Annotated in this window: 20 protein-coding genes; 11 read left to right on the forward strand and 9 right to left on the reverse strand. The window is 70.3% G+C overall.

Going from position 1 to position 25,975, the window contains the following annotated elements; all coding sequences use genetic code 11:
• Positions 1-5: 5 nt before the first annotated feature.
• Positions 6-2,864 (reverse strand): ATP-binding protein, encoded by a 2,859-nt coding sequence (locus ABT336_RS08345; protein ID WP_350895847.1) that lies wholly within the window; start codon positions 2,862-2,864, stop codon positions 6-8.
• Between the two features lie 140 nt (positions 2,865-3,004).
• On the reverse strand, positions 3,005-6,112 hold the full coding sequence (locus tag ABT336_RS08350) for a hypothetical protein (RefSeq protein WP_350895848.1): 3,108 nt from the start codon (positions 6,110-6,112) through the stop codon (positions 3,005-3,007).
• 134 nt (positions 6,113-6,246) lie between these two features.
• Between ABT336_RS08350 and ABT336_RS08355 the strand changes: the two genes are divergently transcribed.
• Positions 6,247-6,795: a hypothetical protein gene (locus ABT336_RS08355; protein WP_350895849.1), complete on the forward strand. Its 549-nt coding sequence runs from the start codon at positions 6,247-6,249 to the stop codon at positions 6,793-6,795.
• Between the two features lie 36 nt (positions 6,796-6,831).
• Here ABT336_RS08355 and ABT336_RS08360 read toward each other — a convergent pair whose 3' ends face one another.
• Together ABT336_RS08360 and ABT336_RS08365 are read right to left on the reverse strand one after the other, a co-directional pair.
• Entirely contained in the window at positions 6,832-7,422 is a 591-nt protein-coding gene (locus tag ABT336_RS08360; RefSeq protein ID WP_350895850.1) for a hypothetical protein, read from the reverse strand.
• Between the two features lie 75 nt (positions 7,423-7,497).
• Entirely contained in the window at positions 7,498-8,583 is a 1,086-nt protein-coding gene (locus ABT336_RS08365) for a TauD/TfdA family dioxygenase (protein WP_350895851.1), read from the reverse strand.
• Between the two features lie 988 nt (positions 8,584-9,571).
• Here ABT336_RS08365 and ABT336_RS08370 point away from each other — a divergent pair.
• From ABT336_RS08370 to ABT336_RS08385, 4 genes are all read left to right on the forward strand, one after another.
• Positions 9,572-10,531, forward strand: a complete 960-nt coding sequence (locus ABT336_RS08370) for an ABC transporter substrate-binding protein (protein WP_350895852.1) — start codon at positions 9,572-9,574, stop codon at positions 10,529-10,531.
• Between the two features lie 184 nt (positions 10,532-10,715).
• A complete protein-coding gene (locus ABT336_RS08375; protein ID WP_350895865.1) occupies positions 10,716-11,441 on the forward strand; it encodes an ABC transporter permease in 726 nt (241 codons plus the stop codon).
• A complete protein-coding gene (locus ABT336_RS08380; RefSeq protein WP_350895853.1) occupies positions 11,438-12,283 on the forward strand; it encodes an ABC transporter permease in 846 nt (281 codons plus the stop codon). Before ABT336_RS08375 ends, ABT336_RS08380 begins: the two co-directional genes overlap by 4 nt.
• Positions 12,284-12,316: 33 nt before the next feature.
• Complete coding sequence (locus ABT336_RS08385; protein WP_350895854.1) at positions 12,317-13,159, forward strand: ABC transporter ATP-binding protein; 843 nt, start codon at positions 12,317-12,319, stop codon at positions 13,157-13,159.
• A 48-nt stretch (positions 13,160-13,207) separates the two neighbouring features.
• On the opposite strand, the gene ABT336_RS08390 is transcribed toward ABT336_RS08385, so the two are convergent.
• Complete coding sequence (locus ABT336_RS08390) at positions 13,208-13,636, reverse strand: cold shock domain-containing protein (protein ID WP_350895855.1); 429 nt, start codon at positions 13,634-13,636, stop codon at positions 13,208-13,210.
• 185 nt (positions 13,637-13,821) lie between these two features.
• Positions 13,822-14,685: a PhzF family phenazine biosynthesis protein gene (locus ABT336_RS08395; protein WP_350895856.1), complete on the reverse strand. Its 864-nt coding sequence runs from the start codon at positions 14,683-14,685 to the stop codon at positions 13,822-13,824.
• Between the two features lie 115 nt (positions 14,686-14,800).
• On the opposite strand from ABT336_RS08395, the gene ABT336_RS08400 reads away from it, so the two are divergent.
• Entirely contained in the window at positions 14,801-15,295 is a 495-nt protein-coding gene (locus ABT336_RS08400; protein WP_350895857.1) for a PhzA/PhzB family protein, read from the forward strand.
• Positions 15,296-15,305: 10 nt separating this feature from the next.
• Positions 15,306-16,850 (forward strand): FAD-dependent oxidoreductase, encoded by a 1,545-nt coding sequence (locus ABT336_RS08405; protein ID WP_350895858.1) that lies wholly within the window; start codon positions 15,306-15,308, stop codon positions 16,848-16,850.
• A gap of 3 nt (positions 16,851-16,853) precedes the next feature.
• On the opposite strand, the gene ABT336_RS08410 is transcribed toward ABT336_RS08405, so the two are convergent.
• The gene (locus ABT336_RS08410; RefSeq protein WP_350895859.1) at positions 16,854-18,599 is read right to left on the reverse strand and encodes an anthranilate synthase family protein; all 1,746 of its coding nucleotides are present in this window, start codon (positions 18,597-18,599) and stop codon (positions 16,854-16,856) included.
• Positions 18,600-18,972: 373 nt separating this feature from the next.
• Between ABT336_RS08410 and ABT336_RS08415 the strand changes: the two genes are divergently transcribed.
• Complete coding sequence (locus ABT336_RS08415; RefSeq protein ID WP_350895860.1) at positions 18,973-19,596, forward strand: isochorismatase family protein; 624 nt, start codon at positions 18,973-18,975, stop codon at positions 19,594-19,596.
• A 24-nt stretch (positions 19,597-19,620) separates the two neighbouring features.
• On the opposite strand, the gene ABT336_RS08420 is transcribed toward ABT336_RS08415, so the two are convergent.
• The gene (locus tag ABT336_RS08420; protein ID WP_350895861.1) at positions 19,621-21,180 is read right to left on the reverse strand and encodes an MFS transporter; all 1,560 of its coding nucleotides are present in this window, start codon (positions 21,178-21,180) and stop codon (positions 19,621-19,623) included.
• On the reverse strand, positions 21,177-21,890 hold the full coding sequence (locus ABT336_RS08425) for a siderophore-interacting protein (protein WP_350895866.1): 714 nt from the start codon (positions 21,888-21,890) through the stop codon (positions 21,177-21,179). The genes ABT336_RS08420 and ABT336_RS08425 overlap by 4 nt, the downstream gene beginning before the upstream one ends.
• A 154-nt stretch (positions 21,891-22,044) precedes the next feature.
• Here ABT336_RS08425 and recD2 point away from each other — a divergent pair, with 154 nt between their 5' ends.
• From recD2 to ABT336_RS08440, 3 genes are all read left to right on the forward strand, one after another.
• Positions 22,045-24,312 (forward strand): SF1B family DNA helicase RecD2, encoded by a 2,268-nt coding sequence (recD2, locus tag ABT336_RS08430; RefSeq protein WP_350895862.1) that lies wholly within the window; start codon positions 22,045-22,047, stop codon positions 24,310-24,312.
• 10 nt (positions 24,313-24,322) lie between these two features.
• A complete protein-coding gene (locus ABT336_RS08435; protein WP_350895863.1) occupies positions 24,323-25,711 on the forward strand; it encodes an SWIM zinc finger family protein in 1,389 nt (462 codons plus the stop codon).
• The coding region (locus tag ABT336_RS08440; RefSeq protein WP_350895864.1) for a hypothetical protein at positions 25,708-25,975 on the forward strand (268 nt) is incomplete at its 3' end. The genes ABT336_RS08435 and ABT336_RS08440, both read left to right, overlap by 4 nt.

Raw genomic sequence — 25,975 nt, forward strand, 5'->3', positions numbered from 1 at the left:
TGTGTTTACCCCTTGTGTGGAGACCGCGTCGTCTCGAACTCGTCCCGTAGCAATGACACCAGCTCCGCCCAGCCCAACCGGTTGCCTTCGGCCAGCCCATCCCGGAACCGGTCCTCGCCCAGCGCCTCACGGACGGCCCGGGTGTCACGCGGGGCGTCGAAGGGATCCATCCGCTCCGGGTGGTAGCCGATGCGGGTGCCGAGGGTTTGTACCGCCCCGAGCAGCACCGCCCCCGTCGGCGCTCGCCCGGTTCGGGCCAGCGCCCCGGCCAGCGAGTGGACGATCGCCAACCAACTCGCCCGGTCGTTGCCGGGGTCGGTCTCCACAGCCAACCGGTGAAGGGTCCTCACCGCCTGTTCCGGCTCTCCCTGGTCGATGCTGACCTTGCTGTCCGCCCAGGCCGAGGAGAGCACCGCCCACCAGTGTCCGGCTGTCCGGGCCAGCCGGTTGGCCTCGACCAGTTCCCGGTGCGCCCGGTCCGGGTCTCCGCAGACCCGGCTGACCTGCCCGCGTACGGTCAGTGCCTCTGCGCGCAGGCCCGGCTGGTCGACCGCCTCCGCCAACGCGACCGCCTGGTCGGCCAGGGTCAGCGAGCCGGCCACGTCCCCACCCATCATGGTCATCGACGCCAGGTAGATGGTGGCGACGGCCTGGGTGTCCCGCGCACCGACCTGCTGGCTGAGCTGTGCCGAGGTACGGAAGGCGTCCGCAGCGGCGACGTGCTCCCCCGTCAGGTAGGCGACCCCGCCGACGGCCAACAGCAGCCGGGCCCTCGCAAGGGTCAGGTTCTCTTGCGCCGGGGTCCCATCGCAGATCCGGTCGAGCAGGGCCGCATCGGCGGCCTGCGCCCAGCGGGTTCCCTCGGTGATCTGCCCGGTGCGGAACCAGAACCACGCCAACGCGCCGCAGATCCGGGCCGCACCGAGGGCGTCTCCGGCCTCCAGGGCCGACTCGACGGCTGCGGCGATGTTGTCCCGCTCGCATCGCAGGCGCTGCATCCAGTGCGCCCCGTCGGCGGTCAGCAGCCGCTGCTCGGCCTCCTCGACCAGCCCCGACAGCCACGTCCGGTGCCGCGAGCGGGCTATCGCGCGCTCCTGGACGGACATCGACCTGTCCGCGTAGTGGCGGATCGAGTCCAGCATCCGGTATCGGCGAGGACTGGTCCCGGGGTCGACCGCGACGAGCGACTTGCGGACCAGACCGAGCAGCACGGGCAGAGTGTGAGACATCTCCGGTCCGACACCCACCTGCGCTACGGCGTCCAGGTCGAACCCGCCGTCGAAGACGCTGAGTCGCCGGAACAGCCACCGCTCGGGTTCGGTGAGCAGGTGGTGACTCCACTCGATGGTCTGCTCAAGGGTCGCGTGGCGGTGCCCGTCGGGCCGCCCGCTGTCCAGCAGGACGAACCGGTCGTCGAGTTGGGCTGCTATCTCCCGCAGGGAGAGTGCCCGGACCTGCGCCGCGGCCAGTTCGATGGCCAGGGGAAGACCGTCCAGTTCCCGGCAGAGCCGCCGGGCGACAGGCCGGTCGGCCTCGGTCATCGGGCTGTTTGGCGACACCACCGCCATCCTGGCGGCGAGCAGCGCCACCGCGTCCTCCGGTGGAAGCGACGCCAGTTCCAGCAGGCCCTCGCCCGCGACGCCCAGCGGCTGCCGACTGGTGACCAGCACCCGTACCTCCGGGCCTGCGGCCACCAGGGCGGTGGCCACCTCGGTCACCGCACCCGGCAGGTGCTCGGCGTTGTCCAGCACTATCAGGATCCGCCGGTCGGCGACGATCGCAGCCAACTCGGTCGCTCCCGGCGGGACCGGCAGTCCGAGGGCGTCGGCGACGGTGCCGGCCACCGACGAGCCGTCACGGACTCCGGCCAACTCGACGAACCACGGGCCGTCCGGGTCGGGGCGGTTCCGGGCCGCCTCCAGGGCCAGCCGGGTCTTTCCCACACCCCCGGGGCCGACCACTGTCACCAGGCGGTGCTCGGCGAGCAGGCCGACCAGCCGGTCCAGTTCGGTGCGTCTGCCCACGAAGGAGGAGAGGGCAGCGGGCAGGCTACGGCTTGACGGCGAAAGGTGGGCGACCGGTGCCGTAGCCGAGGGTGGGGCCAGCGTGTCCTCCTGGTTGAGGATGGCCTGCTGCACCCGGAGCAGGCCCGGCCCGGGGTCGGTGCCCAGCTCGGCGGCGAGGCGGTTGCGGGCCTCCCGCAGTACACCCAACGCATCGCCCTGTCGACCGGCTCGGTACAGGGCCAACGCCAGCAACTCCCATCCGCGTTCCCGCAGCGGATGTTCGATGACCAGGGCTTCCAGCTCGCCGATGGCAGTGTGGTGGTCGCCGACCGCCAGCATGGCGGCCAGCCGCAGCTCCCGTGCCACGGCGTGTAGCGCATCCAAGCGGGCCACCTTCGAGACGGCGAACGGTGCGTCGGCGAAGTCGCCGTACGCCTGGCCACGCCAGAGCGCGAGCCCGTCGTCGAGCAGGCGCAGGGCGGTGGTGGGCTCGGCACCTTCCAGGTGGCGCCCGGCCTCGGCGACCAAGCGGGTGAACCGCTCGGCGTCGACCGCGTCCGGGGCGGCCCGTAGGGCGTACCCGGGGCCTTCCCGGACCAGCAGTCGGGCGGGGGCGCGGGCCAGCCGTTCCGGCTCCAGCACCCGCCGCAACGTCGCCACGTACCCGAACAGGGTGGCCATCGACGGCGGTTCGGTGTCGTTCCAGACCTGCCCTCGGAGACGTTCGGCGGAGACGATGCTCCCACGCGCGGCCAGCAGCGCGGCCAGGACGGCCCGCTGGCGACGTCCCCCGAGGTCGACGCCGCAGCCGTCGACCTCCGCCACCAGCGGACCGAGAACCCGGAACTGGACCTGCATCTTTCCTCCAACCCGTTCCGGTGGGGTCCCCTCGCCCCGGTACCGGCTTCGGCTGAAGATCAGATCAAACCTCCGCAGGTTGTTCCAGTCCGAATCCGGCCGGTGGGTCCGGCCCCGGTCCGGGGCCGGACCCACCGCCGTCACGGAGCTGACATCTGCTTCGCGATGCGGTTCGCGGTATCGATGCTGCGGATCACCAGGTCCACCGCCGGCAACCCTTCGACGTACTCGTTGTCGTCGAGTTTCTTCGACCAGAAGTCGAGCCGCTTGTACATCTCGTCCGTCCGGTAGTAGGTTAGCCACTCGGCACAGTAGGCGATCGGGTCGGTGTTGACCGGGTTGTGGCAGTCGATCATCGTCTGTCCGGCCTTCGGCCCCTCGATCTCCTGCTTCAGGGTGCACGGCGACTTCTGGTCCGCGCAGTAGTTCGCACGGGCCTTCTCGAACGACGCCGTGATCATGTTCCGGCCGTCAAGGTCCGACGGGAAACGTTCGGTCCCGAGCACGTTCAGGGCGAGGACGTCGTCCTGGGCCAGCGCGGTGCCGAACCCCAGCTTCAGGTACGCCCGCATCAGTCGGGACTCCGAGGTCAACTGCTTGTTGAGACTGTGCAGGGTCTGCACGGCCGGGTTGCTCGGGTTCGGGTTGGTCAGCTCGCCGGTGACCCTGGTGTAGTAGGCGGCAGCCTGCCCCCGGAACCAGTTTCGGGACCGCTGTTGGGCCTCGGCCGTGTTGTCGACGGAGGTGGCGGACTGCTCGAACTGCGACCGGTAGGTGCTGTTCCACCTGGCCAACTCCTGGTCGGCGAAGCGGCACTCGCTGCCGGGCAGGGTCTCGTGCACCCGGCAGACGACGCCCTGCGGGAAGACCTTGCTCCACTCCCGCACCGTACGGGTGCCACCGTCCCACCGCTGCCGGACCACGAACTTGAACTCCAGGTCGGCGGTGGTCACCTCCCAACCGCCCATGTGCCTCGTCAGCTGGTTGATCCAGCCGGACTCGTGGCAGAGGGTGATGGCCGCGTCGGGCTTGCCGTACTGGGCCACCCACAGTTCCTGGGGCAGGTCGGCGTACTTGACCTGGGTCGGTCGGGTGAGTGCAGCCGAGTGACCCGAGCAGGAGGGGACGGTCGCCGGGTCCGCGGTCGGCTTCTGGCCCGTCGGCACCGCCTGGGTGGGGCTGCCGAACATGTCGTGCTCGCGCCCCTGCCGGATCTCGTCGCGGATCACCGCCATCCGCTGGGCCATGTGGAAGGCGGTCCACCGGTAGGCCATCACGACGTCGTAGATGAAGTTGTTCAGGTATCGCGGGTTGTCCCCGGTCGGCTTCCGTGGCTTGCTGAGCGTACGCACCGCGTTCTGGATGTCCTCACCGCTCTCGATCACCGCCTCGGCTTGGCCGTCGACCCGGGCGGCGTGCTGCGGATTCTGGGCCAGCAGCATCTGGTAGCCGGTCGCCCCGAGCAGCCACGCCTCGACGTCCGCCGGCCGGTCGACGTTCGGTGCGGTCAGCCCCAGGTTGTCCCGGGCGTACTTGTGCAGGTACCCGATCGAGCCGTAGACGCCCTTCATGTCGAGGGCGGTGTTCGGGTCGGTCTCGGTGAGCGGGGCGGTGAAGACCGTGGCCTTGGCCTCGTCCGTGATGTCGAACTGCAGTGCGTTGGAGACCGGGAGGTAGTCGCGCTGGTAGTCCATCTCGATGCCGGACCGGGCCGTGTACCCGACGTGGCTGTTGATCAGCTCCTTGGTCTCGTTGATCTTGTCCTCACGCTGGTTGGTGAAGATGGCGTTGCCCCAGAGGTCGATCCGCTCGGTGATCCGGGCGAGCTGGGTGTTGATCTGCCGGAGCTGGGCGTTCGTCGCGTTCTGCAGCTGGATGACCGTCTCGAACTGGGTCATCATGTCGGCGTAGATGGTGGTCAACGAGGTCTCGATCCGGTCGAACCGGCTGTGCATGTTCTGCTCGAACTTGACCACCTGCCCGCGCAGCGCGGCCAACTCCTCCAGGATCTGCTGCTCCGGGGTGGCCCCGCCAGCGAAGACCGGCAGCAGCGCGGAGATCGCTCCCAGCACGTTCCCGGTGAGCGCCAGGGTGCTCATCGAGGTGAGCGCCTGAGCGAGCCCCTTCGCCGCGATCGTCGGCAGGTACTGGTTGATCGCCGAGGCGATCTGCACCGCCGCACCACCGACCCCGGCGACGACCTCGCCGGCCCGCTTGTCGGCGAAACCGACAAGGGTCGACAGGATCTGCACGGCGCTTGCCGCACCGCTGATCCACTCCTGGGCGGCGGCGGCCTGCTGCACCGCTGCCTGGTGGGCTGCCGCGTCCGGTTTCGGACCGTCGTTGCTCAGCGGAAAGCGTGCGGCCAGGAACCGCAGCGCCTCGTTGTAGTCGGCGACCTCCCCGTTGACGTCGCCGAGCAGCTTCTTCAGCTGCGCCATCGCCTCCCGCAGGTAGAGCGTCTGGTTCTGCTGGTTGTCGAGGATGGCACCGATGTTCATCCAGTTCGCCATGTGCGGGTCGGCGGCGAGGGTGTCGGTCAACGCTGCCGCGTCCACGTTGTAGCGAACCCCGAACGCGGCGTTCCACGCGTTCTTGAAGGTGGGATCGACCAGGGCGATGTTGTGGACGTACTGCCAGACCTCGTCCTGGGCGGTGTACTGCTGCAGGAACCAGGAGTGCTGGAACTGGGCGGCGGTGATCTGGTCGACCATGCTGCCGTAGTTGCGCAGCTGGGTCCCGACTGTCGACTCCAGGAGTTCCTTCATGAGGGGGGAGGCCACCGCCCCACCGGGCGCGAGAGCGGTCAGCTCCAGCAGCTTGATCGCGAACTGGTAGGCCGGACGTTCCAGGTCGGCGTCGGTGAGGCTCTCGGTGTAGTGCTGCCGCAGGACCGTGACGTGTTGCAGGAGCTGCTGGTAGGTCGCGCCGGGATTCTGCTGCCGGTAGCCGACCATCGACGCGCTGAGCATGAGGTCCTTGAAACCCGAGGCCCCGTCCATCCGAGCCCGCATGTGATTCATGAACAACCGCTTGCGCAGCAGGGGATCCTGGACGGTGACCTCGACGGTCCCGTTCGCGGCGGCCGGGCCGACGGACACGAATCCACCGCCGCCCAGCACCACCGCCGCCAGCAGGGCCGCCAGCACCCTGCGCAGTCGTCCCTCGAACCCACCAGCTCGAACCAGATAGCGTCTCAGCTCCTGGCTCGGATCCGAGTCAGGCCGGTCGGCCACTCGTCTTCTCATTGCCGTTCCCCAATCTTCCCGGTCACTGACGACCGTCGCCCCACCTTCGATCACGGCGTTGGGAAGCCACTGGGATCCGGATGGGAAGGCCGCGACGCCGTGAGTACGTCGTCCTGCGGCGGGTACTCAGGAACATGGCGCGATACACGAAGCCCGAGCTGCGGGAACAACTCAAGGACGAGATCCGGGCCGGCGACCGGGGCGGCAAGCCGGGTCAGTGGTCGGCGCGCAAGTCGCAGCTGCTCACCAGGGAGTACGAGAAGCGCGGCGGCGGTTTCGAGGGTCCGAAGGACGAGCGCCAGAAGTCCCTGCAGCGCTGGGGCGACCAGAAGTGGCGTACCCGGCAGGGCACCACCCGGGCGCGGCACGACGGTGAGACCGACCGTTACCTGCCGGACAAGGCGTGGAAGCAGCTCTCCCCCGAGCAGCAACGGGCGACCGACGCCCGCAAGCGCCGGGCGTCGACCTCCGGCAGGCAGTACGTCCCCAACACCGAGCCGGCCAAACGGGCGCGCCGCGAGGCGGCGAGCGTGCCGCTCACGGAACTCCCGGTGGCCGAGGCGACCCGGCGCGTCCGTGACCTCGACACCGGCCAGTTGAAGGCGGCGTTGCGCGCGGAACGGGCCGGAAAGGGGCGCAAGACCCTCATCCAACGGCTCGAATCGGCGCTCGCCCGCCGCTGAGCCGGTCTCCGCCGCCTGCCACTCGGCGAACGCCCGTCATTCGGCGACGGCGCGGAACACCACCGTCACGCTGAACGTCGCACCGTCGACCTGGTACGCGTAGCAGCCCGGGCCGTCGACTGTGGTGCTGGCCGGAAGGTCGTTGTCGGGACGGGTCAGGACGGCGTGGTACCCGCCGTCGCGCGGCTCCCCGAGGTAGGAGAACTCCACGCCGGCCCGGCCCGGCCCGTCGATCCGCCCCGCCCGCACCAGCACCGGACCGGTGTAGCCGGATCCGATCCACCGGACCTTCTTCGTGTACGTGCCGTCCGGTCGCCGGTCGAGGTCACGTAGTCGCAGGACCCCGTCGTCGAAGTAGTCGGCGACGGGGTGGAGCGGACCGGGGCCGAGCACCCGGCTCGCCTGGTCGGGGCGGGGCCAGGGGCTCGGCTCGGCGACCGGGCACGTGCCCTCGGGTGACACGGCGGGCAGCCGCAGCGGCGGGGCCACGAAGCCGGCGGGCGACGCCGACGACGGCCCGGACGACGCCGACGGGGAGTCCACTGGGGTGCCGTCGGAGGTGCCGTCGCAGGCCGCCACCGTCACCAGGAGCACCGTGACCACTAGTGCCCGAACCGCTCTCGTCACCGTCGCATTATCGGGTGATGACGATGGATTCCGCAGCCCCGTCGGCGGTCGTCCGCAGTGGAGGCCGACGTGGGGTCAGTGACCCCAGTCCTGGCGGGGTACCACCGCCTCGCTGATCCTGAAGTGCCCCGCCTCGTTGGTGGTGGTGGTGGTGTCACGGGTCTCGGACCTGTCGATCACGACGTGCCGTCCGAAGTGGGGCACCAGGGGCCGACCGACGTCCCGCTTGAGCCAGAGCCGCAACAGGTGACGTCGGCGCTCCGGTTCCGGGTGGTCGACGAACTCGGTCCGGGAGTGCAGGGCGGCATAGTTCAGCAGCCACTGGGTGTCCCCCGGCTGGAAGTCCATGTCCAGGGCGACCCCGGGCTCCTGGCTGATCTCGTCGAGCAGGTCCAGGACCTCGATCTGCTCAGGGGTGAGTCGGGGCACGTCGCCGTAGTTCTGGGCGGCTTTGATCATGCCGGTGCCGGCGTACATGCTGAAGACTCCCGACGTCCAACTGACGATGGGCGAGGTGTACCAGTCGGCGGGGGCGTCCGGATCCTGCTTGCGCCAGTCGAAGTACCACGGCTCCAGCAGGAGGGGAGCCAGCTCGGGACGGCGGCGCAGCACCTCGTTGAAGAGGGTGGCTCCACTGACCAGGCTGCTCGCGCCCCCCTCCTTCGCCGGGCGCAGGCACAGCAGGGCGACCACGTCGGAGCTGTCGGAGTGGAAGGGCAGCCGGTCCCGGACCCGCGAGGGTACGGCCGAGCGGTCCCGCAGTGTCTTGCCGCTGGTGGCGATCACGTGGTCGACCAGGTCACCGAGTTCGTTCTGCCGCATCGGGACTCCCAGGTGGAGTCCCATCAGGTAGAAGACGGCACCGGCGAGGGCGTCGTCGTACCGGTGGGTGGGCAGCCCTCGGACGAGGACGAACCCTCGGCCGGAGTCCATCTCCCGGCCGATCTCGGCGATCGCCGCCGCGCAGACCGGCACCGGGTACTCCGCCGGGGTGACGGTACGCAGGTCCGGGTCGTCGGCGACGAACCGGCGGCCGACCTGTTCCAGCTCGTCGACCTGCTCGGGGGTCAGGTGGTGGATCCAGCCCCCGTCGGCGGCGAGCTGGTCGCCGCGCCAGACGAAGGGACCGGTGACGGGGTGGAGAACGGAGGCAGCAGTCATCTGGGATACGTGCTTTCTGGTTTTTCGCCCGCAGACCGGCTCACGAGAACGGGGTGACCCGGGCGCTGGGGTACAAGTGCCCACCCACCCGCCCGACTGGGGTACGGGAGGGGGTGGACGCTCGTGCGTCGGGTTGCCGGTGCGGGGCGAGGACTGACCGGGATCCACGACCGGCCGTACGGCCGCTCCGTCCGACAGGACGGTGACCGGCGACGACGGGTCGGGGTGACGGTTCGGGCGCCGGGGTCGACGGGCGCCTGCACACCGGTGACCACCGACGACGGGCCGACTCACAGGCAGGCGAGTGGCGCGTCGTACTGGGGTTCGGTGATCCCGTGGTGTTTCGGGCAGGCGGGGACTACCTGGCGCGGAGCGTCCTAGAAGGGGACGAGGGCCTTGCCGGCGCCGGTACCGGGACGGATAGCGGGGAACTCGGGGCCCTTCCAGTGACCGATCGGTGCCCGGGTGATGGCTGGAAGGCCCGCGACGGGCTTCTCCATGCTCATGTTCACCCCCGGGGATCGGTGCCGTGGCGCTATCTGTGAGAGAGAAGGTAACCGTCCCCACTCGTCGCGTCAACAGAGAGCCCGTATCGCAGTGCGAATCGCCCTCATCGGCGGACGAATCCCGGAGACCCCACCTGAGCAGGCGATTCGCTCCGGTGGCCACTCACGTAACAACCTGGTTTCGACGAGATGCGAGACACCATTTCGCATCTTGACATGGGTGGGGGTGGCCCGTACGTTCTGCTCCAAGCCGGCGAGGCTGACAGGGTGCTGCTGGGGTGCAGCCCGACCGACTCGCGACGATCGGCGACACAATCAGCTTCACGGTGCACAGCACCTTTCTGCCGCTTTCCTCCGGAGTGGGCCACGGGCCTCCCGGATCACCTCATTGTCAGCGAGCACTGCTTCCGACACCTGCCTCCACCGCCGAACGGTCTCGGCGGTGGTCGTCGAGGGCACCTGCGCAGGGACCAGGAGACGACATGAACAACCGACGCTTGGGCGCGACAGCGGCCATCTCCGCAATGCTCCTCGTCACCGCCTGCGGCGGTGGCGACGACGCCTCCGCCGACGGCACCACCAAGGTCTCGGTCACCACGTTCGGGTGCGAGATCTGGAACACCTGGGCGACCAGCAAGGGGATCTACGCCAAGCACGGCCTGGAGGTCGAGCTGGTCCGGTCCGGTGGCGGGTCCGCAGCGGTGGCCGCAGTGCTCTCCGGTGCTGCGGACTTCGGCTACGTCAACGGGTACACCGCCATCAACGCCTACAACACCGGGTTCCCGATCCAGATGGTGTCGGGGGCGAACGTCAACGCACTCCCCCCGGCCGCACCCGCCCAGGGTGTCTTCGTCGGCAAGGACTCGCCCATCACCGCCCCCGCCGACCTGGCCGGGAAGAAGATCGCGGTGAACGAGGCGAACGGCATCAACCAGATCGTCACCGCGAGCTGGTTGAAGGCCAACGGCGTGGAGCCGGAGAGCGTCAGCTTCGTGGCCCTGCCCTTCGCCGAGCAGATCCCCGCCGTCCTCGGCGGCAGGGTCGACGCGGCCCAGCTCGGCTACTCCCTGCTCGGTGACCACAACGACAGCGTCCGCAGCCTGGCCGACCCCTTCGTCGCCAGCGAGAAGGTCTACATCGCCACCTACGTGGCGTCGAAGAGCTTCGTGGCCGACGGGGACGCCGCCGAGCGGTTCCACGAGGCGCTGAAGGAGACCACCGAGCAGCTCGAAGACCCCGCGAACACCGACGAGTCTTTCCAGCTGCTCTCCGAGTGCCAGAAGGTGCCGGCCGAGACCCTCGCCGCCCAGCCGCAGAACGCGTTGGAGCCCAGCCTGGACATGGCGAGCCTGGACCGGATGTCCCAGCAGATGGTGGACCTGAAGCTCATCCAGGAGAAGCCGGACCTCGGTCCCTTCGTCGCCGAGTTCGCCCGGTCCTGACCGGAGTCGGCACGGGTGACCAAACGATCTGTGAGGGAGAGGACGCCAGATGGCCTCCGGGGTTCCAGCGACTCGAACACCTGAGTCTCCAGTGCGGCCTGCGCCCGCCTCCGACGTGCCCACCCGGGCACGTCGGAGGCGCCCGGTACCCGACTGGGTGATCGGGGTGGCGGGGGTCGTGACCATGTTTCTGCTCTGGGACCTGGTGGTCCGGACCGGTGCCGTGTCCCAGGACTCCCTGCCCTATCCGGCGACGACGATGCTGCGGGTCGGTGAGCTCCTGGTCGATCCGGGCTTCCTGTCCGAAGTGGCCCAGACGCTCTGGGCCTGGCTGGTCGCCATGGTCGTCGCCAGTGTCGTCGGCATCCCGCTCGGGCTGCTCCTCGGCTACTTCACGTCCCTGTACCGACCCGCCTCCTCACTGATCCACGCGGGTCGGTCGGTGCCCTCGTCGGCGTTCCTCCCGGTCGCCATCCTGCTGTTCGGGCTGGGCTCGCAGATGAAGGTGGCGCTGGCGATCTACGCGATCTTCTGGCCGATCCTGCTGAACTCCATGTACGGCGTCCGCGACACCGAGCCCCTCATGCTGGCCACCGGGCGGACCATGGGGTGGGGCCGGATGCGGTTGCTGCGGCGGGTGGTCCTGCCCTCGGCGGCCCCCTCCATCGCCACCGGGCTGCGGGTGGCCAGCTCCACGGCGCTCATCGTGGTCCTCTCCGCCGAACTCCTCGGCGCGACGAGCGGGGTCGGCACCGTGATCACCACCTATCAGCAGGCTCAACGACCCGACTTCGTCTACGCCGGGATCCTGCTGGTGGGGCTGCTCGGCATGCTGCTGTACTACGGCTTCAACCTCGCCGAGCGGGTCGCGGTGCCGTGGGGTCACGCCCAGCGGGGGAGCACACGATGACAGACCACGGTGCCACTCGTACGACCTTCGTCGACCTGACCCTGCGGACGGGCCGGTTCGTCCAGTCGCTCTGGCTGCTCGCCCTGGTCCTGCTGGTGTGGGAGGTGGTGGGCCGATGGGTCGGCTCCCTCTTCGTACCCCCGGTGTCGCAGATCTTCGTCGCCTTCGTCGACACCTGGCTGGCCACGACGCCCTCCACCCTCTTCCTCAGTGAGCAGTTCCTGACCGACGTCCTGCCCAGCCTGGCCCGGCTCGGCCTCGGGTACGGGGCGGCGGCGGCGATCGGGATCTGCGCCGGCATCCTGATCGGGGTGTGGCGTCCGGCGGGGGCCTTCTTCAACCCGCTGATCCGACTCGGCATGTCGGTGCCGGTCACCGCCCTCCTGCCCATCGCCATCGTGATCTTCGGCATCACCAGCGGCATGAACGTCTTCCTGATCGCCCTGGGCTGCCTGTGGCCGATCCTCATCAACACCTACGACGGTGTCCGGGGCATCGACCGGACGATGGTCACCGCCGCGAAGAGCCTGCGGCTGACCCGACGTCGCTACTTCCTCCAGGTGCTGTTGCCCGGTGCCAGTCCCGCCATCTTCGCCGGACTGCGGATCAGCATCGGGATCGCCCTGGTCCTCATGGTGATCTCCGAGCTGTACGCCGCCACCGCCGGTCTGGGCTTCTACATCGTCAACCAGCAGCGGTTGTTCCGGTTCCCGGAGCTGTGGTCGGCGATCGTCCTCCTGGCCCTCCTGGGCATCGCGTTCAACGCGCTCTTCGCGCTCGTCGAACGGGTGCTGCTCGGATGGCACCGCAGTGCGAAACCAAACGACGCGGACCGTCACTAGCCGGCACACGCCACGAACCCCGAGGAGAACGAGATGGACCCCGTGACGATCCAGCACGACCGGCCCGGCCCGGCGGGGACGCCGGTGCTCGACGTCCGTCAACTCAGCAAGTCGTACCCCTCCCGCAAGGGAGACGTCCTGGCGGTACGCAGCATCGACTTCGCCGTGCACTCCGGCGAGTTCGTCTCGGTCGTCGGCCCTTCCGGCTGCGGTAAGACCACCCTGATGATGTGCATCGCGGGACTGCTCCCCATCACCGGGGGGAAGGTGGACTTCCAGGGGGAGACCATGTCGGGTCCCCGTGAGGGCGTCGCCGTCGTCTTCCAGGACTACAGCCGTTCCCTGTTCCCCTGGTTGACTGTGGAGAAGAACGTCACCCTGCCGCTGCGGGACCGTGGTCTGCCCCGTACCGAGATCCGGGACCGGGTCCGGGAGGCGCTGGACATGGTGAACCTGGCGCACGCCGCCGCCCTGTATCCGTGGCAGTTGTCCGGCGGCATGCAGCAGCGGGTGGCGATCGCCCGGGGACTCGCCGTCCGACCCCAGATGTTGATCATGGACGAGCCGTTCGCCTCGGTGGACGCCCAGACCCGGGCGAGCCTGGAGGACCTGCTCCTCAAGGTGTGGGCCGAGACCGGCACCACAGTGCTCTTCGTGACCCACGACATCGACGAGGCCGTCTACCTGTCCGACCGGGTGGTCGTGCTCTCGCAGGGCCCCTCGGTGGTGGTCTCGGACCTGGCAGTGGCCATCGAACGCCCCCGACACCAGATCGCCACCAAGCAGCTACCCCTGTTCGGTGAGCTTCGCGAGGAGGTCTACTCCCTGGTCATGGCCGCCCAACGGCGGACGTCACTCTCGGGCGAGCCGGCCTGACCGGGCCACCGGGGCGGTCCCACCGGTCCGCCCCGGTGACCTCCGGCCTCAGGCCTCGACCCAGCCGTGGGCGCGGGCCCGCTCGGTCAACGCCTGCCTGATGGTCGAGATCTGCCCGGCGGTCAACGCCGGTGCCCGCTCGATGAGCAACTCGGTCACCTCGGTCATGAACTCCCGCGAGGAGAGCACGTCGCAGAGCCCGTCGTCGTCACCCGGGGCCACCCGCGCGGGTGCCCGCTCACCGGCGGGACGCTCCACCCGGGTCACCGGGGCGTCGAGGATGCTGACGCTCGCCACCTTGAGGCCCCGGTCACCCTCCTCGACCTCGTACTCCACCTTCATGCCCGGGTGGACCTCGTGCCGCCGCTCCCCGAAGTCGTTGGCGTGGACGAACACGTCCTCGCCCCCGGCCGACGGGGCGATGAACCCGTAGCCGCGCACCTCGTCGAAGCGGATGACCCTACCTACCAACGCCACAGCAACCACCTGTTTCCCGACAACTCGCCACCACCAACAACGCGCACCGGCCCGGCCGGTACGGGGTGTCGCGCCCGGCCGGCACCGGTCCGGCCCGAAGAAGGCCCGGCACCGCACCTCACCGACCCACGATCACCGGCTCCCATTGGACCACGTTCCAGCGGAACCGCACAGGCGACTCCACCTCACGCAGGGCCGCCACCCTCGACCCCGTCGATGAGGAACTCGCCGCGTCCGACGACGACGGCGGCGCCGGCCACCTCCACGGCGTCGAACCGATCACCCTGCCCCCAGGCGGTGGCCGTCATCGTCGAGGGACGCCCCATCTCGACGCCCTGCCGGATCTCGATCTGTCTGCCGTGGTCGGTCCGGCCGTGTCGAGCCAGGTGCACGGCGAGGGGTCCGGCTGCCGAGCCGGTCGCGGCGTCCTCGACCACCCCGTAGGCCGGAGAGAACATCCTGGCGCGCCAGTGGGTGCCGACGCCGACGAAGCAGAAGGCACTCATGTCCGGCAGTGTCGACAGGACTCGCAGATCGGGCCGGAGCCCCGACAGCTCCTCGATGTCGCGTACCGGGAAGAGGACGTGTCGGGGGCCGTTGCGGTACGCGTACACGACCGGCTCCGCCGGTGCGACCCCGAGGCCCTCGGCGAGCGTGGCGGCGTGCTCGTACGGCTCCCACGTCGGGACGGGCTGCCGCATCCGGGCCGTCAGCGCCCGCCCCCCGTCGCGCTGGAAGGTGAACTCCACGTCCCCCATCATCGTCTCCATGACCAGGGTCCGACGTTCCCTGAGGTGGGCCAGGGCGACGGCCGTACCCAGTGTGGGGTGCCCGGCGAACGGCAGTTCACGGGTCGGCGTGAAGATGCGGACCCGGACGTCGGCTGTCCCCTGTGGAGGAAGCACGAACGTGGTCTCCGACAGATTCGTCTCTACGGCGAGTGACTGCATCTGGTCGGTCGACAGCCCGGTCGCGTCGAGGAGGACAGCGACCGGATTGCCTGCCAACGGGGTGTCGGTGAAGACGTCCACGATCATGTACTGGTACATGATCGGAACGATAGGGTGGCCGACCTACCCCCTCCGACCTGGGCTTGCGAGGTAGGACGCGGTGGGTGACCATCGTCCTGCACCCCACCCCTCCGACTCATCCAAGGATACCGACATGTCGGACAAGAGCCTTGCCGAGCGTGACTTCGAAGCCGACCGCGAGTTGCGGCGACAGAACCGGGCTGTGGTGGAGGAGTATCTCCGCGTGACCGAGGGACCGCCCCGGTTGCAACGGCACCGGCTGCTCGCCGAGGACGCCCACGGTGGACTGTGGACCACCGACACCGGAGAACCCGCTGCCGTACGCGGCCGGGAGAAGCTCGCCGAGATGGCCGCCTGGTCGCTGGACTGCTTCCCGGACTGGAAGTGGTTCAACATCGAGGTCTTCGAGACACAGGATCCGAACCACTTCTGGGTCGAGTGCGACGGCGAGGGCCGGATCCTCTTCCCGGATTACGAGCCCGGCTTCTACCGCAACCACTTCATCCACTCCTTCAAGCTGGCCGATGGGAAGATCACCGAGATCCGCGAGTTCATGAACCCGTGCGAGCAGATGCGGGCGCTCGGCATCGAGGTTCCCGTCGTCAAGCGGGGCGGCATCCCCAGGTAGGGCAGGAGACATGTCAGTCCCGGTGATCGTGATCGGTTCGGGGGCGGCCGGTCTGGGCGCGGCACTGGCCGCTCGGGCGGCCGGTGCCGAGGTGACACTGGTCGAGGCGACCTCGACGGTCGGCGGCACCACCGCGTTGTCCAGCGGCGCCGTGTGGGTGCCCGACAACCACGTCGCCGAGCCCGGAACGGACGGTGCGGAACCGGCCACCCGGTACCTGGACTCCCTGGGCGGGGGCGACGTCACGCCCGCTCTGCTGAGGCGGTACGTCGTCGAGGCACCGCAGGTCGCCCGATGGCTGGAGCAGCACACGGCGCTGCGCTGGCAGGCTCTGCCGTACCCGGACTGCCATCCCGAACGGCCCGGCGGCAGGGGTGCGGGGGTACGGTCGCTGGAACCCCACCCGTTGGCGGTCTCCGAGGCGGTGCTGACGCGGATCCGCCCCCCGCTACCCTGGCGACCCCCGTTCACGTTGAACGAGTTGACTGCGGGGCGCACGGCCGGTGAGGTGGCAGCGCAGCGGCGCAGCACCCGGACGGTGGTCGGTGGGCAGGCGATGGTCGCCGCCCTCCTCGCCGCCGCGTTGGACGCGGGTGTCGTGGTCCGGTCCTCGACCAGGGTCACCGAACTGTCGCCGGACGGCGTGGTCGTCGAGGGCCGTCCCCGGCTCGGGCGGGTGGTGCTCGCCACCGGTGGTTTCGAACGTGATCCCGCTCTGCTGCGGACGTTCCTGCGCGCTCCGGTCCGCGGCCTGGTCGGCGCTCCGGGAGCCGCCGGGGACGGACTCCGGCTGGCGATGGCGGCCGGTGCCGCGCTGGGGAACATGTCCGAGGCGTGGTGGTGTCCCACGATCCGGGTACCCGGGGACGAGGTGGACGGGTTCCCGGTGTACCGGATGTTGTTCGCCGAGCGGGCCCGCCCCGGGTTCATCATGGTGGGCAGGCATGGCCGGCGGTTCACGAACGAGGCGCAGAACTACAACGACGTCGGTCGAGCCATGCACAGCTTCTCGGCGGCGGACTTCCGCTTCGACACCGACCCGTCGTGGCTGGTGTTCGACGCCTCGGCGCGTGGGCGTTACCCGATCGGCCCGGTGCGGCCGGGTGATCCGACGCCGCAGTGGTTGCTGTCGGCGGCGAGCATCGCCGAACTCGCCGACCTTGTCGACGTTCCCGGGGAGGCACTCGTCGACACCGTCGACAGGTTCAACCGGGCCGCCACCTCCGGAAGGGATCCCGACTTCGGCCGGGGGGTCGGGGCGTACGATCGTGCGCTCGGTGACTCCGGTGCCGAGCACGTGACCCTGCGCCCGCTCACCGAGCCGCCGTACTTCGCCGTCGCGGTGCACGCCGGTCTGGGCGGCACCAAGGGCGGACCCCGCACCGACGGGGACGGCCGCGTGATCCGGGTCGACGGTTCGGTGATCCCCGGTCTGTACGCGGCCGGCAACGCTGCGGCCAGTCCGTTCGGGCTCGCCTATCCGGGGACGGGGGCGACCCTCGGCCAGGCGCTCACCTTCGGTGTCCTGGCCGGGAGGGCCGCCGCGACGGACTGAGGATCACCGGAGAGTCGCCTCGGCAGTCGCGGGGACCGGGTCGCCGAGCAGCGACACCAGGGTTTCCCCGAGGATCGCCAGGCCGTCCAGGGACAGCACCGACTCCGGGTGGAACTGCAGGGAGGTGAAACCGGGGCCGCGCAGCGCGTGCACCTCACCGCTGTCCGGGTCCCGGCAGACGGTCACCGGGGCGGACAGGCCGGTCGGGTACAGCCGGTCCTGGTCGGTCACCGCCGCGAACGTGTTGTAGAACCCCACGGTCCGCCTGGTCCCGAAGAGGCTTATCTCCACCTGCCGACCCTGGTTGGGCACGGGCTTGCGGACGATGTGCATCCCGAGCAGTGAGGCCAGGATCTGGTGGCTGAGGCAGACCGACAGCAGGGGGGTACCCGAGTCGAGGACCCGTCCGGTGAGCCGGCGCAGCCCGGCGATCCTGGGGTTGCCGTGGTCGAGCGGGTCACCCGGCCCGGGGCCCAGGACCACCAGGTCGTGATCGGCGATGTCGAGGCTGTCGGTGTGCCGCCGGATCGTCGGGACCAGGCCGAATGCCGAAAGCTGGATGGCCAGCATCGCGGTGAAGCCGTCCTCGGCGTCCACGACGAGCGCCCGTCTCCCGGCCAGCAGGGGGTCGGCCACCTGTCTGCTGTGTGGGTCCCGACGCCAGAACGACGCGAGTCGGCGCTCCCTGCGCGCCAGGACGGTGTGGACCGTCGGATCCTCGGCCATCGGGCTGCGAGGAGGTACCACCCGGCCCGGGGAGTCGCCGGTCGCGTCGATGGCCGCCAACAGTCCCGAGATCTTCGCGTGGGTCTCGGCGACCTCCGATCCGGGGTCGGAATGGCGCACCAACGTGGCTCCGACGCCCACCTCCAGCCGACCGGCGGCGTCGATCTCGGCGGTACGGATGAGGATCGCGGAATCCATCTCGGGGGCGCCGGACTCGTCCCTGCCGATCAGCGCCACGACGCCCGCGTAGTAGCGACGACCTGTCGGTTCGTACCTGGAAACCACCTCGCACGCGCTCTTGAGGGGGCTACCCACGACCGTCGGCGCGAACATCGTCTCGCGCAGCACTCCACGCGGGTCGAGCGGGGTGCGGCCGGTCAGCAGGTACTCGGTGTGCGCGAGCCGGGCCATCTCCCGCAGCGTGGGGCCGGTCAGACGGCCACCGAGCGGGCAGATGGCGGCCATGGTCTTCAGCTCCTCGTCCAGGACCATGTTCAGCTCGTCGGTCTCCTTGGGGTCGGCGAGGAAGGCGAGCAGGTCGGGCAGGTCGGGTCCGTGCGGCGGATACCTGTGGGTGCCGCTGATCGGGTTCATCACGACGGTGCCCGAGGTGAGGCCGGCGTGCAGCTCCGGGCTGGCACCCACGAACGTACGCCCCTCGGCGTGGACCAGGAACGTCCAGTAGGAGCCCTGTTCGGCAGTGAGCAGGCGGGCGAAGACAGCCAGTGCCGACCTGACCGAGTAGTTCGGGATCTCGGCGACGAATCTGCGACTGACGACGAAGTTCGACCCCTGGCCCCTTCCGATTTCTTCGGCCAGGAGGGTCGCTACGGTCTCTGCGTACTCCCGGTCGTCGACATCGAATTCGCCACCCTTGAGGGAGACCCGTTCCCGAGGCAGGGAGAGCAGCGCGTCGGACAAATTAACGCGCTCACTACGACGGATTCTCAAAACAATTATCGGCACGTCGTCGTCAACGCAGGCGAAACCTCTCTCGACGATCTGCCGATACGGAACGACCACGAGAGAGTCGCTACCGGGACCGGAGTCCGTCTCGGCGACGACCGGCACGTCCTCAAGGGAGCGACGAATCTCGGAGTCTCCGGTCAGGACTTCGACGAACGACCCACGTCCAGGCCGGTGAATCAGTGCGAAGGAGGGATCGTCCATTGCGGGCAGATTGTCGATGATTTCCACAGCGGACACCGGGTCAGGCGCATCCACATCTTCTCCAAACTGCGGGTCGATGGCGACGCGCAGGAGTGTATGCTGCCGATGAGTAACAGCCGAGAAGTGTGGTTCGGATCAACCCACGGAATTGTCGACATCACACTGAGGCACCAATACTGCTGCAGAGCGAGACAGCATGGGCATCCCCGCGATCACTCCGTACCCTATGCCTGAGAAGTCCGAACTGCCCGATGAGGTGGTCCCCTGGCGCGCTTCACCCCGCCGGGCGGCCCTCCTGATCCACGACATGCAGAACTACTTCGTCGACTTCTTCCCGCCAGGCGAACCACCTCGGACCACCCTCGTCGACAACGTGGCCCGCCTGCGGCGACGGTGCGTGGAGTTGGGCGTCCCGGTGCTGTACACCGCCCAACCGGGTCGCATGACCGACGAGCAGCGCGGCCTCCTCAAGGATGTCTGGGGCGCCGGGATGACCGACTCGCCGGAGCACACAGCCATCGTGGCCGAGTTGACCCCCGGTCCGACCGACCAGGTGTTCACCAAATGGCGCTACAGCGCCTTCCACCGATCGGCGCTCGGAGACGAGCTGGCCGAACGGGGACGCGACCAACTGATCATCTGCGGGATCTACGCCCACATCGGCTGTCTCGCGACCGCCTCCGACGCATTCAGTCACGACATCCAGCCGTTCCTCGTCGCCGACGCGATCGCGGACTTCACACCGGAGCAGCACCTGCTCGCACTGGACTACGCGGGGCGGCTGTGCGCAGCCACCCCCGACACGGCCACGGTCCTGGCGGACCTGTCGCACGGCCTCGTCGGAGGCTAGGTCCCCGACCTCACCCGCTGCTGCTCACCGGCCCGCCGGCACCGCCCGACGCGCCCCGTCGGGGCGTACCCCGGTCTGCGGCACGACCGGCTCGGGGCCGGACGGGTCCGGGGTACGCCGACCGGCCCGGTGCACCAGCAACCCGGCGAGGCATCCACCGGCGAGGACGGCCACCGCGCCGACGGTCTGCCCCACCACCACGGCGTCGTTGAACGCCGAGGCGACCTCCTCGCGTTCGGCGGCGGTGCCGGCGGCGGCCACCGCGGCGGGGAAGGACCCGGCACCGGCCAGGGCCACCGGGAGGGCGGCGGTGAACCGGGCGTTGAGGACCGCCCCGAGGACGGCGATGCCGAGGCTGCCGCCCACCTCGGACATGGTCCCGTCGATCCCGGCCCCGGTGCCGGCCCGCTCGGGCGGGATGGAGCTGAGCACCGCCTCCACGATCGCCGGGTTGGCCACCGCGCAACCCGCCCCCATCAGCAGCAGACCGACGAGCAGGACCTGGTAGCTGTCGGGCGGGGCGTACGCGGCGACGACCAGCCCGACGGCGAGGGTGGTCATCCCGGCGGCGATGGCCAGCGGGATCCCGAGTCGTCGGATCAGCAGGGCCGCGATGCCGCAGACGTTGAGCAGCACCACTGTGAGCGCGAAGGGGGCCATCCGGGCGCCGGCCTCCCAGGCGGGGTACTCCCTGACGAACTGAAGCTGCTGGGCGAGCAGGAACAGCGCCCCGGCGCTGCCGAAGGTGATCAACACGACCCCGGAGATCGCGCCGACGAAGCGCCGGTTCCGGAAGAAGTGCACGTCGAGCATTGGCGCGGGGGTGTGTCGTTCCCAGGCGACGAAGGCGGCGATCAGCAGCGCTGCGCCCACCGCCGCTCCGAGCACCGGGCGGGACGTCCAGCCCTGCTCAGGTCCCTGGATGATGGCGAAGACGGCGGTGCCCAGGCCGACTGTGGACAGCAGCGCGCCGACCAGGTCGAGGCGGCCGGCGCGGTGCCGGGACTCGGGGATCAGGACCAGGGCGGCGACCAGGCAGATCGCCACGACGGGCAGGTTGACCAGGAAGATGGCCGGCCACCGGTAGTGGGCCAGGAGGAGACCCCCGACGGGTGGCCCGGCGGCGAAACCGAGGGCGTTGACCGCCGCCCAGATCCCGATGGCCCGGGGGCGTTCGGCGGGGCCGAACACCTGCATCGCGACAGCGAGGGTGGCGGTGGTCAGCAGCGCACCGCCGAGCCCGAGCAGGCCCCGGGCGGCGACCAGGTGGGCGGAGGTCTGGGCGGCGGCTGCGGCGGCCGAGGCCAGCCCGAACACCACCAGTCCGACAAGCAGCATCCGGCGGCGACCGCACCTGTCGACGACGCTCCCGGCGGTGAGCAGGAGACCCGCCATCACCAGGGCGTACGCGTTGATGACCCACTGGATGTCGGCGGTGGTGGCACCGAGGTCGCGGGTCAGCGACGGCACCGCCACGGTGAGGATGGTGTTGTCGAGCACCACGACGAGTTGGACGAGGCAGAGCACGGCCAGGATGAACCACCGGGACCGCAGCGCGACGGTGCCGGTGGGGCCGGCGGTCACCTGGCGTTCCAGTATCCGAGGGCGGATATCTGGTGGCGGGGCACACCGAGGCCCCGGCGCAGGTGGCGGGCGACGGCCCGGGTGGTCCCCGCCTCACAGGCCACCCAGTGGTACGCCCCGTCGACGGCGACGGGCAGGGCCGCCTGGACGGTCTCGACGAGGTGTCGTCCATCGTCGAGCCGGGGCACCCACACCACCTCCTGACCGGCCCGGGTCCGGTGGGTGAGGCCCTTCTCGTCGTCGGTGGCGTACTCCAGCCAGATGGTGGCGGGGAGGTCGCCGGCGGCGTCGAGGAGGCTGTTGACGGCGGGGAGGGACGACGAGTCGCCGACCAGGTAGAGGTGGCTCGGGGTGGGGTCGGGCAGGGTGAAGGCGCTGCCCTGGAGGGTCGCGTGGATGGTGTCCCCCGGTACGGCGGCACCGGCCCAGCGGGCGGCGCACCCGTCGTGCAGGGCGAACTCCAGGTGGAACCGGCCGGTGGTCGGGTCCGGGTCGACGAGCGTGTACGCGCGCTGGTGCGGACGGCCACCGTCGTCGAACCAGAGCCGGATCCACATCGTCGGGTGGACGTCGACGGCGGTGAGCAGTCCTCCGCCGTCGACGTGCAGCCGGTGGAGGGTGTTGCTGACCCGCTCGGAGTCGAGCACCGTCAGCCGGAAGTCCCGGCCCCCCATGGCCTTGAGCACGAGTGCTCCCCAGCTCCGCTTCACGTCCGCCTCCCACTTCACTCCGGGTTAGGTTAGGTTAACCTAACCGTTCGCGTATGGGGAGGGGTCGATCACCCTCGGGTGACGCTCCACCCCCGTCTGCGGCACCCACGACCCGGTGCGCCGAGGCGGGCACCACGGCGGCAGGATGACCCTGGTGAACGATCGTCCCTCGACGGCCGTCCTGGACGCGGTCCTGGAACGGCTGACCTACGTCAACGAGGAGACCGGCTACACAGTCGCCAGGGTGGCCACCGAACGCGGCACCGACCTGCTGACAGTGGTCGGGGCGCTGCTCGGTGCCCAGTGCGGGGAGAGCCTGCGGCTGCGGGGCCGCTGGTCGTCGCATCCGCGCTACGGCCGACAGTTCGAGGTGGACTCGTACACCACAGTGCTGCCGGCCACCGTCCAGGGCATCCAGCGGTATCTCGGCTCCGGCCTGGTCAAGGGGATCGGGCCGGTCTTCGCCGAGCGGATCGTGGCCCACTTCGGGCTGGACACCCTGCGCGTGATCGAGGAGGAGTCGGCCCGACTCGTCGAGGTACCCGGGCTCGGGCCGAAGCGGACCGCGAAGATCACCGCCGCCTGGGAGGAACAGAAGTCGATCAAGGAGGTGATGGTCTTCCTCCAGGGGGTCGGCGTCTCCACCTCGCTGGCCGTACGGATCTACAAGCAGTACGGCGACACCGCCGTCGACGTGGTGACCGCCGAGCCGTACCGGCTGGCCGCCGACGTGTGGGGAATCGGGTTCAAGACCGCCGACACGATCGCGCGGTCGGTCGGCATTCCGCACGACAGCCCGGAACGGGTCAAGGCCGGATTGGCGTACACCCTCTCCGAGGCGACCGACGACGGACACTGCTACCTGCCGGTCCCCCAGCTCGTCACGGAGGCGGTGAAGATCCTCGACGTCCCGGCCGACCTGGTCGCCACCTGCCTGGACGACCTCGTCGACGAGGAGGGAGTGGTCCGGGAAACCCTTCCCGCCGAGGCGGCCCCCGCCGGTCGGGCGACCGACGGGGCACCGATCGAGGCGGTGTACCTGGTCCCGTTCCACAGGGCGGAGCAGTCCCTCGCCGGGTCGCTGCTGCGGCTGCTGCAGGGCACCGCCGACCGGATGCCGCACTTCGGCACCGTCGACTGGACGAAGGCGTTGGCCTGGCTGCGGGCCCGCACCGGCGCGGAGCTGGCCCCCGAGCAGGAGCAGGCGGTACGCCTCGCGCTGACCTCGAAGGTCGCGGTCCTGACCGGCGGCCCCGGGTGCGGCAAGAGCTTCACGGTCCGCTCGATCGTGGAACTCGCCGCCGCCAAACAGGCCAGGGTGACACTCGTCGCGCCGACCGGGCGGGCCGCGAAACGCCTCGCCGAGCTGACCGGGCACCCGGCCGCCACAGTGCACCGGCTGCTGCAACTGCGTCCCGGTGGGGACGCCGCGCACGACCGGGACAACCCCCTCGACGTGGACCTCCTGGTCGTCGACGAGGCGAGCATGCTCGACCTGGTCCTGGCCAACAAGCTGGTGAAGGCGGTCCCGCCGGGGGCACACCTGCTGCTCGTCGGTGACGTCGACCAGCTCCCCTCGGTCGGTGCCGGGGAGGTGCTGCGGGACCTGCTCGCCGCCGAGGCGGTCCCCCGGGTCCGGCTGACCCGGATCTTCCGCCAGGCCGCTGAGTCGGGGGTGGTGACGAACGCCCACCGGATCAACGCCGGTCGCCCACCGCTGTTCGACCGGATGACCGACTTCTTCCTCTTCGCCTGCGACGACACCGAGGCCACCGCCGCGCTCACCGTCGACGTGGCGTACGACCGGATCCCGGCGAGGTTCGGCCTGGACCCCCGCCGCGACGTGCAGGTCCTCACCCCGATGCACAGGGGCCCGGCCGGGGCGGGGGCGCTCAACACCCTGCTCCAGCAGCGGCTCACACCGGCCCGGGAGGGGCAGCCGGAGCGGCGGATGGGCGGACGGGTCTTCCGGGTCGGCGACAAGGTCACCCAGATCCGCAACAACTACGACAAGGGGCAGGCCGGGGTCTTCAACGGCACCGTCGGGGTGGTCGTCGCGCTCTCCACTGAGGAGCAGACGCTCACCGTCCGCACCGACGAGGACGAGACCATCGAGTACGACTTCGACGAACTCGACGAGCTGACCCACGCGTACGCGGTGACGATCCACAGGTCGCAGGGCTCGGAGTATCCGGCGGTGGTGGTGCCGCTGACCACCAGCGCGTGGATGATGCTGCAACGCAACCTGCTCTACACGGCAGTCACCCGGGCCAGGAAGCTGGTGGTGCTCGTCGGTTCCCGTCGGGCCCTCGCGGCGGCGGTGCGGACCGTCGGGGCGGGACGCCGACACACCGCCCTGGCCCACCGGCTGGCCGGTCCGCCGGCCGCGTACCCGCTGACTTCTGTCGGGGGTCTGCCCTAGCGTCCCGGACGTGAGCGCAGTTCAGACGTACCGGTATCTCGGGTCCTCGGCCCTCGGACAGGGTGGCCTCGCCCTGCAGACCAGCGGTGGACCGGCACCCAACCCCCGTTTCTTCGACGGCTTCCTCACCACGCCGCACGCGGCGGCGGTCGGCCTGTTGGCGGTGGCGGAGGTGGCCCGCACCCGCTACCACCGCCCGGTGAGCCCGGCGAGCCTCGACCCGGTGGTCACCGGCAGCCGGGACCGGCTGCGGTTCGAGTCCTTCTCCGGCTGCTGCGGGGTGTACGCCCGGATGGACGCCCTCCCCGAGGGGCTCGACGGCGACGTGGTGGAGCACGGGACGACCAACGTCGACGTGAACAACCCGCTGCGGGAGGCGCTGGCCCGGGTCGGCGGCCTCGACCCGCTGCACATGTCGGTCGGCCCGGACGACCTCACCGTCTCCACCCTCGACGGCCCGGTGGTGGAGAAGAAGGTTCCGTTGCCGGTTCGCTGGCTGCGCGGATTCGCCGAGGTGCAGGTGCTGGCCGCCCGGTTCGAGCCCCGGGCGGAGATCTCGGCGACCGAGGCGGCGGCGTTCCTGCGTCGACTGCCTCCCGCCACCGACCGGTCGGTGCTCTGGGTGGTGCCGGCCGGGCGGACGCTGCGGCTGACCTCCCGACCGGCGCCGGGGGCGGTCTGCCTGGCCGGGGCGAGCCGGCTGGTCGCGCTGCGTCCGATGCTGCGGTTCGCCAGGACCCTCCGGGTGTACGGGCCGACGGTGGCGGCCGGTTCCGCCCCGGTGCCGAGCACCTGGGAGCTGGACACCGGGGCGCTGCGCCTCTCCCTGACCCTCTCCCCCGAGCCCTACCGGGGTTTCTCCGGGGAGGGGGCGGCGTTGACGGCGCTGGCCGGTGACGACGTGGTCGACGACGCCGACCTGGTCTCCGCCCTGCTCTCCTGGGATCCGACGATCGACGTGGACCACCTCGCCGGCCAGGCCGGCTTCGACCCCGCCCGGGTCCGGGGTGCCCTGGCCCAGCTCGGCACCGCAGGTCGGGTGGGGTACGACGTCGCCGAGGGGGCCTACTTCCACAGGGTCATGCCGTACGACGCCGGTCGGGCCGAACGGGACAACCCCCGCCTGGTCGGGGCCCGCGCTCTCCTCGACGCCGGTGCTGTGGAGCTTGACGGAGCCGGGGGGTCGGCGGGCGCGCCGACGTCGGCAACGGTCCGCAGCGGGGACCAGGTCTACCGGGTCCGACACCTGCCCGACGGCGCGTTCACCTGCACCTGTCCCTGGTGGGCCAAGCACCGGGGGCAGCGGGGCCCGTGCCGACACGCCCTGGCCACCGGGATGGCCGTCACCCGGGGGTCGGCCGACCAGTCCACCACCGACCAGGTCGAGGAGCGGGTGTGAGCCGTCGCGACGAGATCATCAAAAGTGCCGTCCGGCGACAGCGCGAGCTGGCCGAGGGCGGCACCAGCGACCTGTTCGAGCTGATCGACAAGAGCGCCGCCCACCTGATCGTGGCGGCCCTGAGTGACCTGTCGGAGCAGCGCCGCCGGGAGGTCGGCGTCGAGTTGACCGCCTGGGTCAAACGCCGTGAGCGCGACCAGGCGCGGTGGTGGACGGCCAGCACCGGCACCGCCCTGGCGGTCGCCGTGGTGGGGTGCCTGCCCA

Origin of the sequence: Micromonospora sp. NPDC000207 (genome assembly GCF_040300925.1) — a bacterium.
GTDB lineage: Bacteria > Actinomycetota > Actinomycetes > Mycobacteriales > Micromonosporaceae > Micromonospora.

What these genes read in the sequence shown, in the direction of transcription:
- ABT336_RS08345 (WP_350895847.1), bottom strand. Translation starts at nt 2,864, where the DNA reads ATGCAGGTCCAGTTCCGGGTTCTCGGTCCGCTGGTGGCGGAGGTCGAC.
- ABT336_RS08365 (WP_350895851.1), bottom strand. Translation starts at nt 8,583, where the DNA reads ATGACTGCTGCCTCCGTTCTCCACCCCGTCACCGGTCCCTTCGTCTGG.
- ABT336_RS08400 (WP_350895857.1), top strand. Translation starts at nt 14,801, where the DNA reads ATGTCGGACAAGAGCCTTGCCGAGCGTGACTTCGAAGCCGACCGCGAG.
- ABT336_RS08395 (WP_350895856.1), bottom strand. Translation starts at nt 14,685, where the DNA reads ATGTACCAGTACATGATCGTGGACGTCTTCACCGACACCCCGTTGGCA.
- ABT336_RS08370 (WP_350895852.1), top strand. Translation starts at nt 9,572, where the DNA reads ATGAACAACCGACGCTTGGGCGCGACAGCGGCCATCTCCGCAATGCTC.
- ABT336_RS08415 (WP_350895860.1), top strand. Translation starts at nt 18,973, where the DNA reads ATGCCTGAGAAGTCCGAACTGCCCGATGAGGTGGTCCCCTGGCGCGCT.
- ABT336_RS08380 (WP_350895853.1), top strand. Translation starts at nt 11,438, where the DNA reads ATGACAGACCACGGTGCCACTCGTACGACCTTCGTCGACCTGACCCTG.
- ABT336_RS08350 (WP_350895848.1), bottom strand. Translation starts at nt 6,112, where the DNA reads ATGAGAAGACGAGTGGCCGACCGGCCTGACTCGGATCCGAGCCAGGAG.
- ABT336_RS08405 (WP_350895858.1), top strand. Translation starts at nt 15,306, where the DNA reads ATGTCAGTCCCGGTGATCGTGATCGGTTCGGGGGCGGCCGGTCTGGGC.
- ABT336_RS08385 (WP_350895854.1), top strand. Translation starts at nt 12,317, where the DNA reads ATGGACCCCGTGACGATCCAGCACGACCGGCCCGGCCCGGCGGGGACG.
- ABT336_RS08375 (WP_350895865.1), top strand. Translation starts at nt 10,716, where the DNA reads ATGTTTCTGCTCTGGGACCTGGTGGTCCGGACCGGTGCCGTGTCCCAG.
- ABT336_RS08355 (WP_350895849.1), top strand. Translation starts at nt 6,247, where the DNA reads ATGGCGCGATACACGAAGCCCGAGCTGCGGGAACAACTCAAGGACGAG.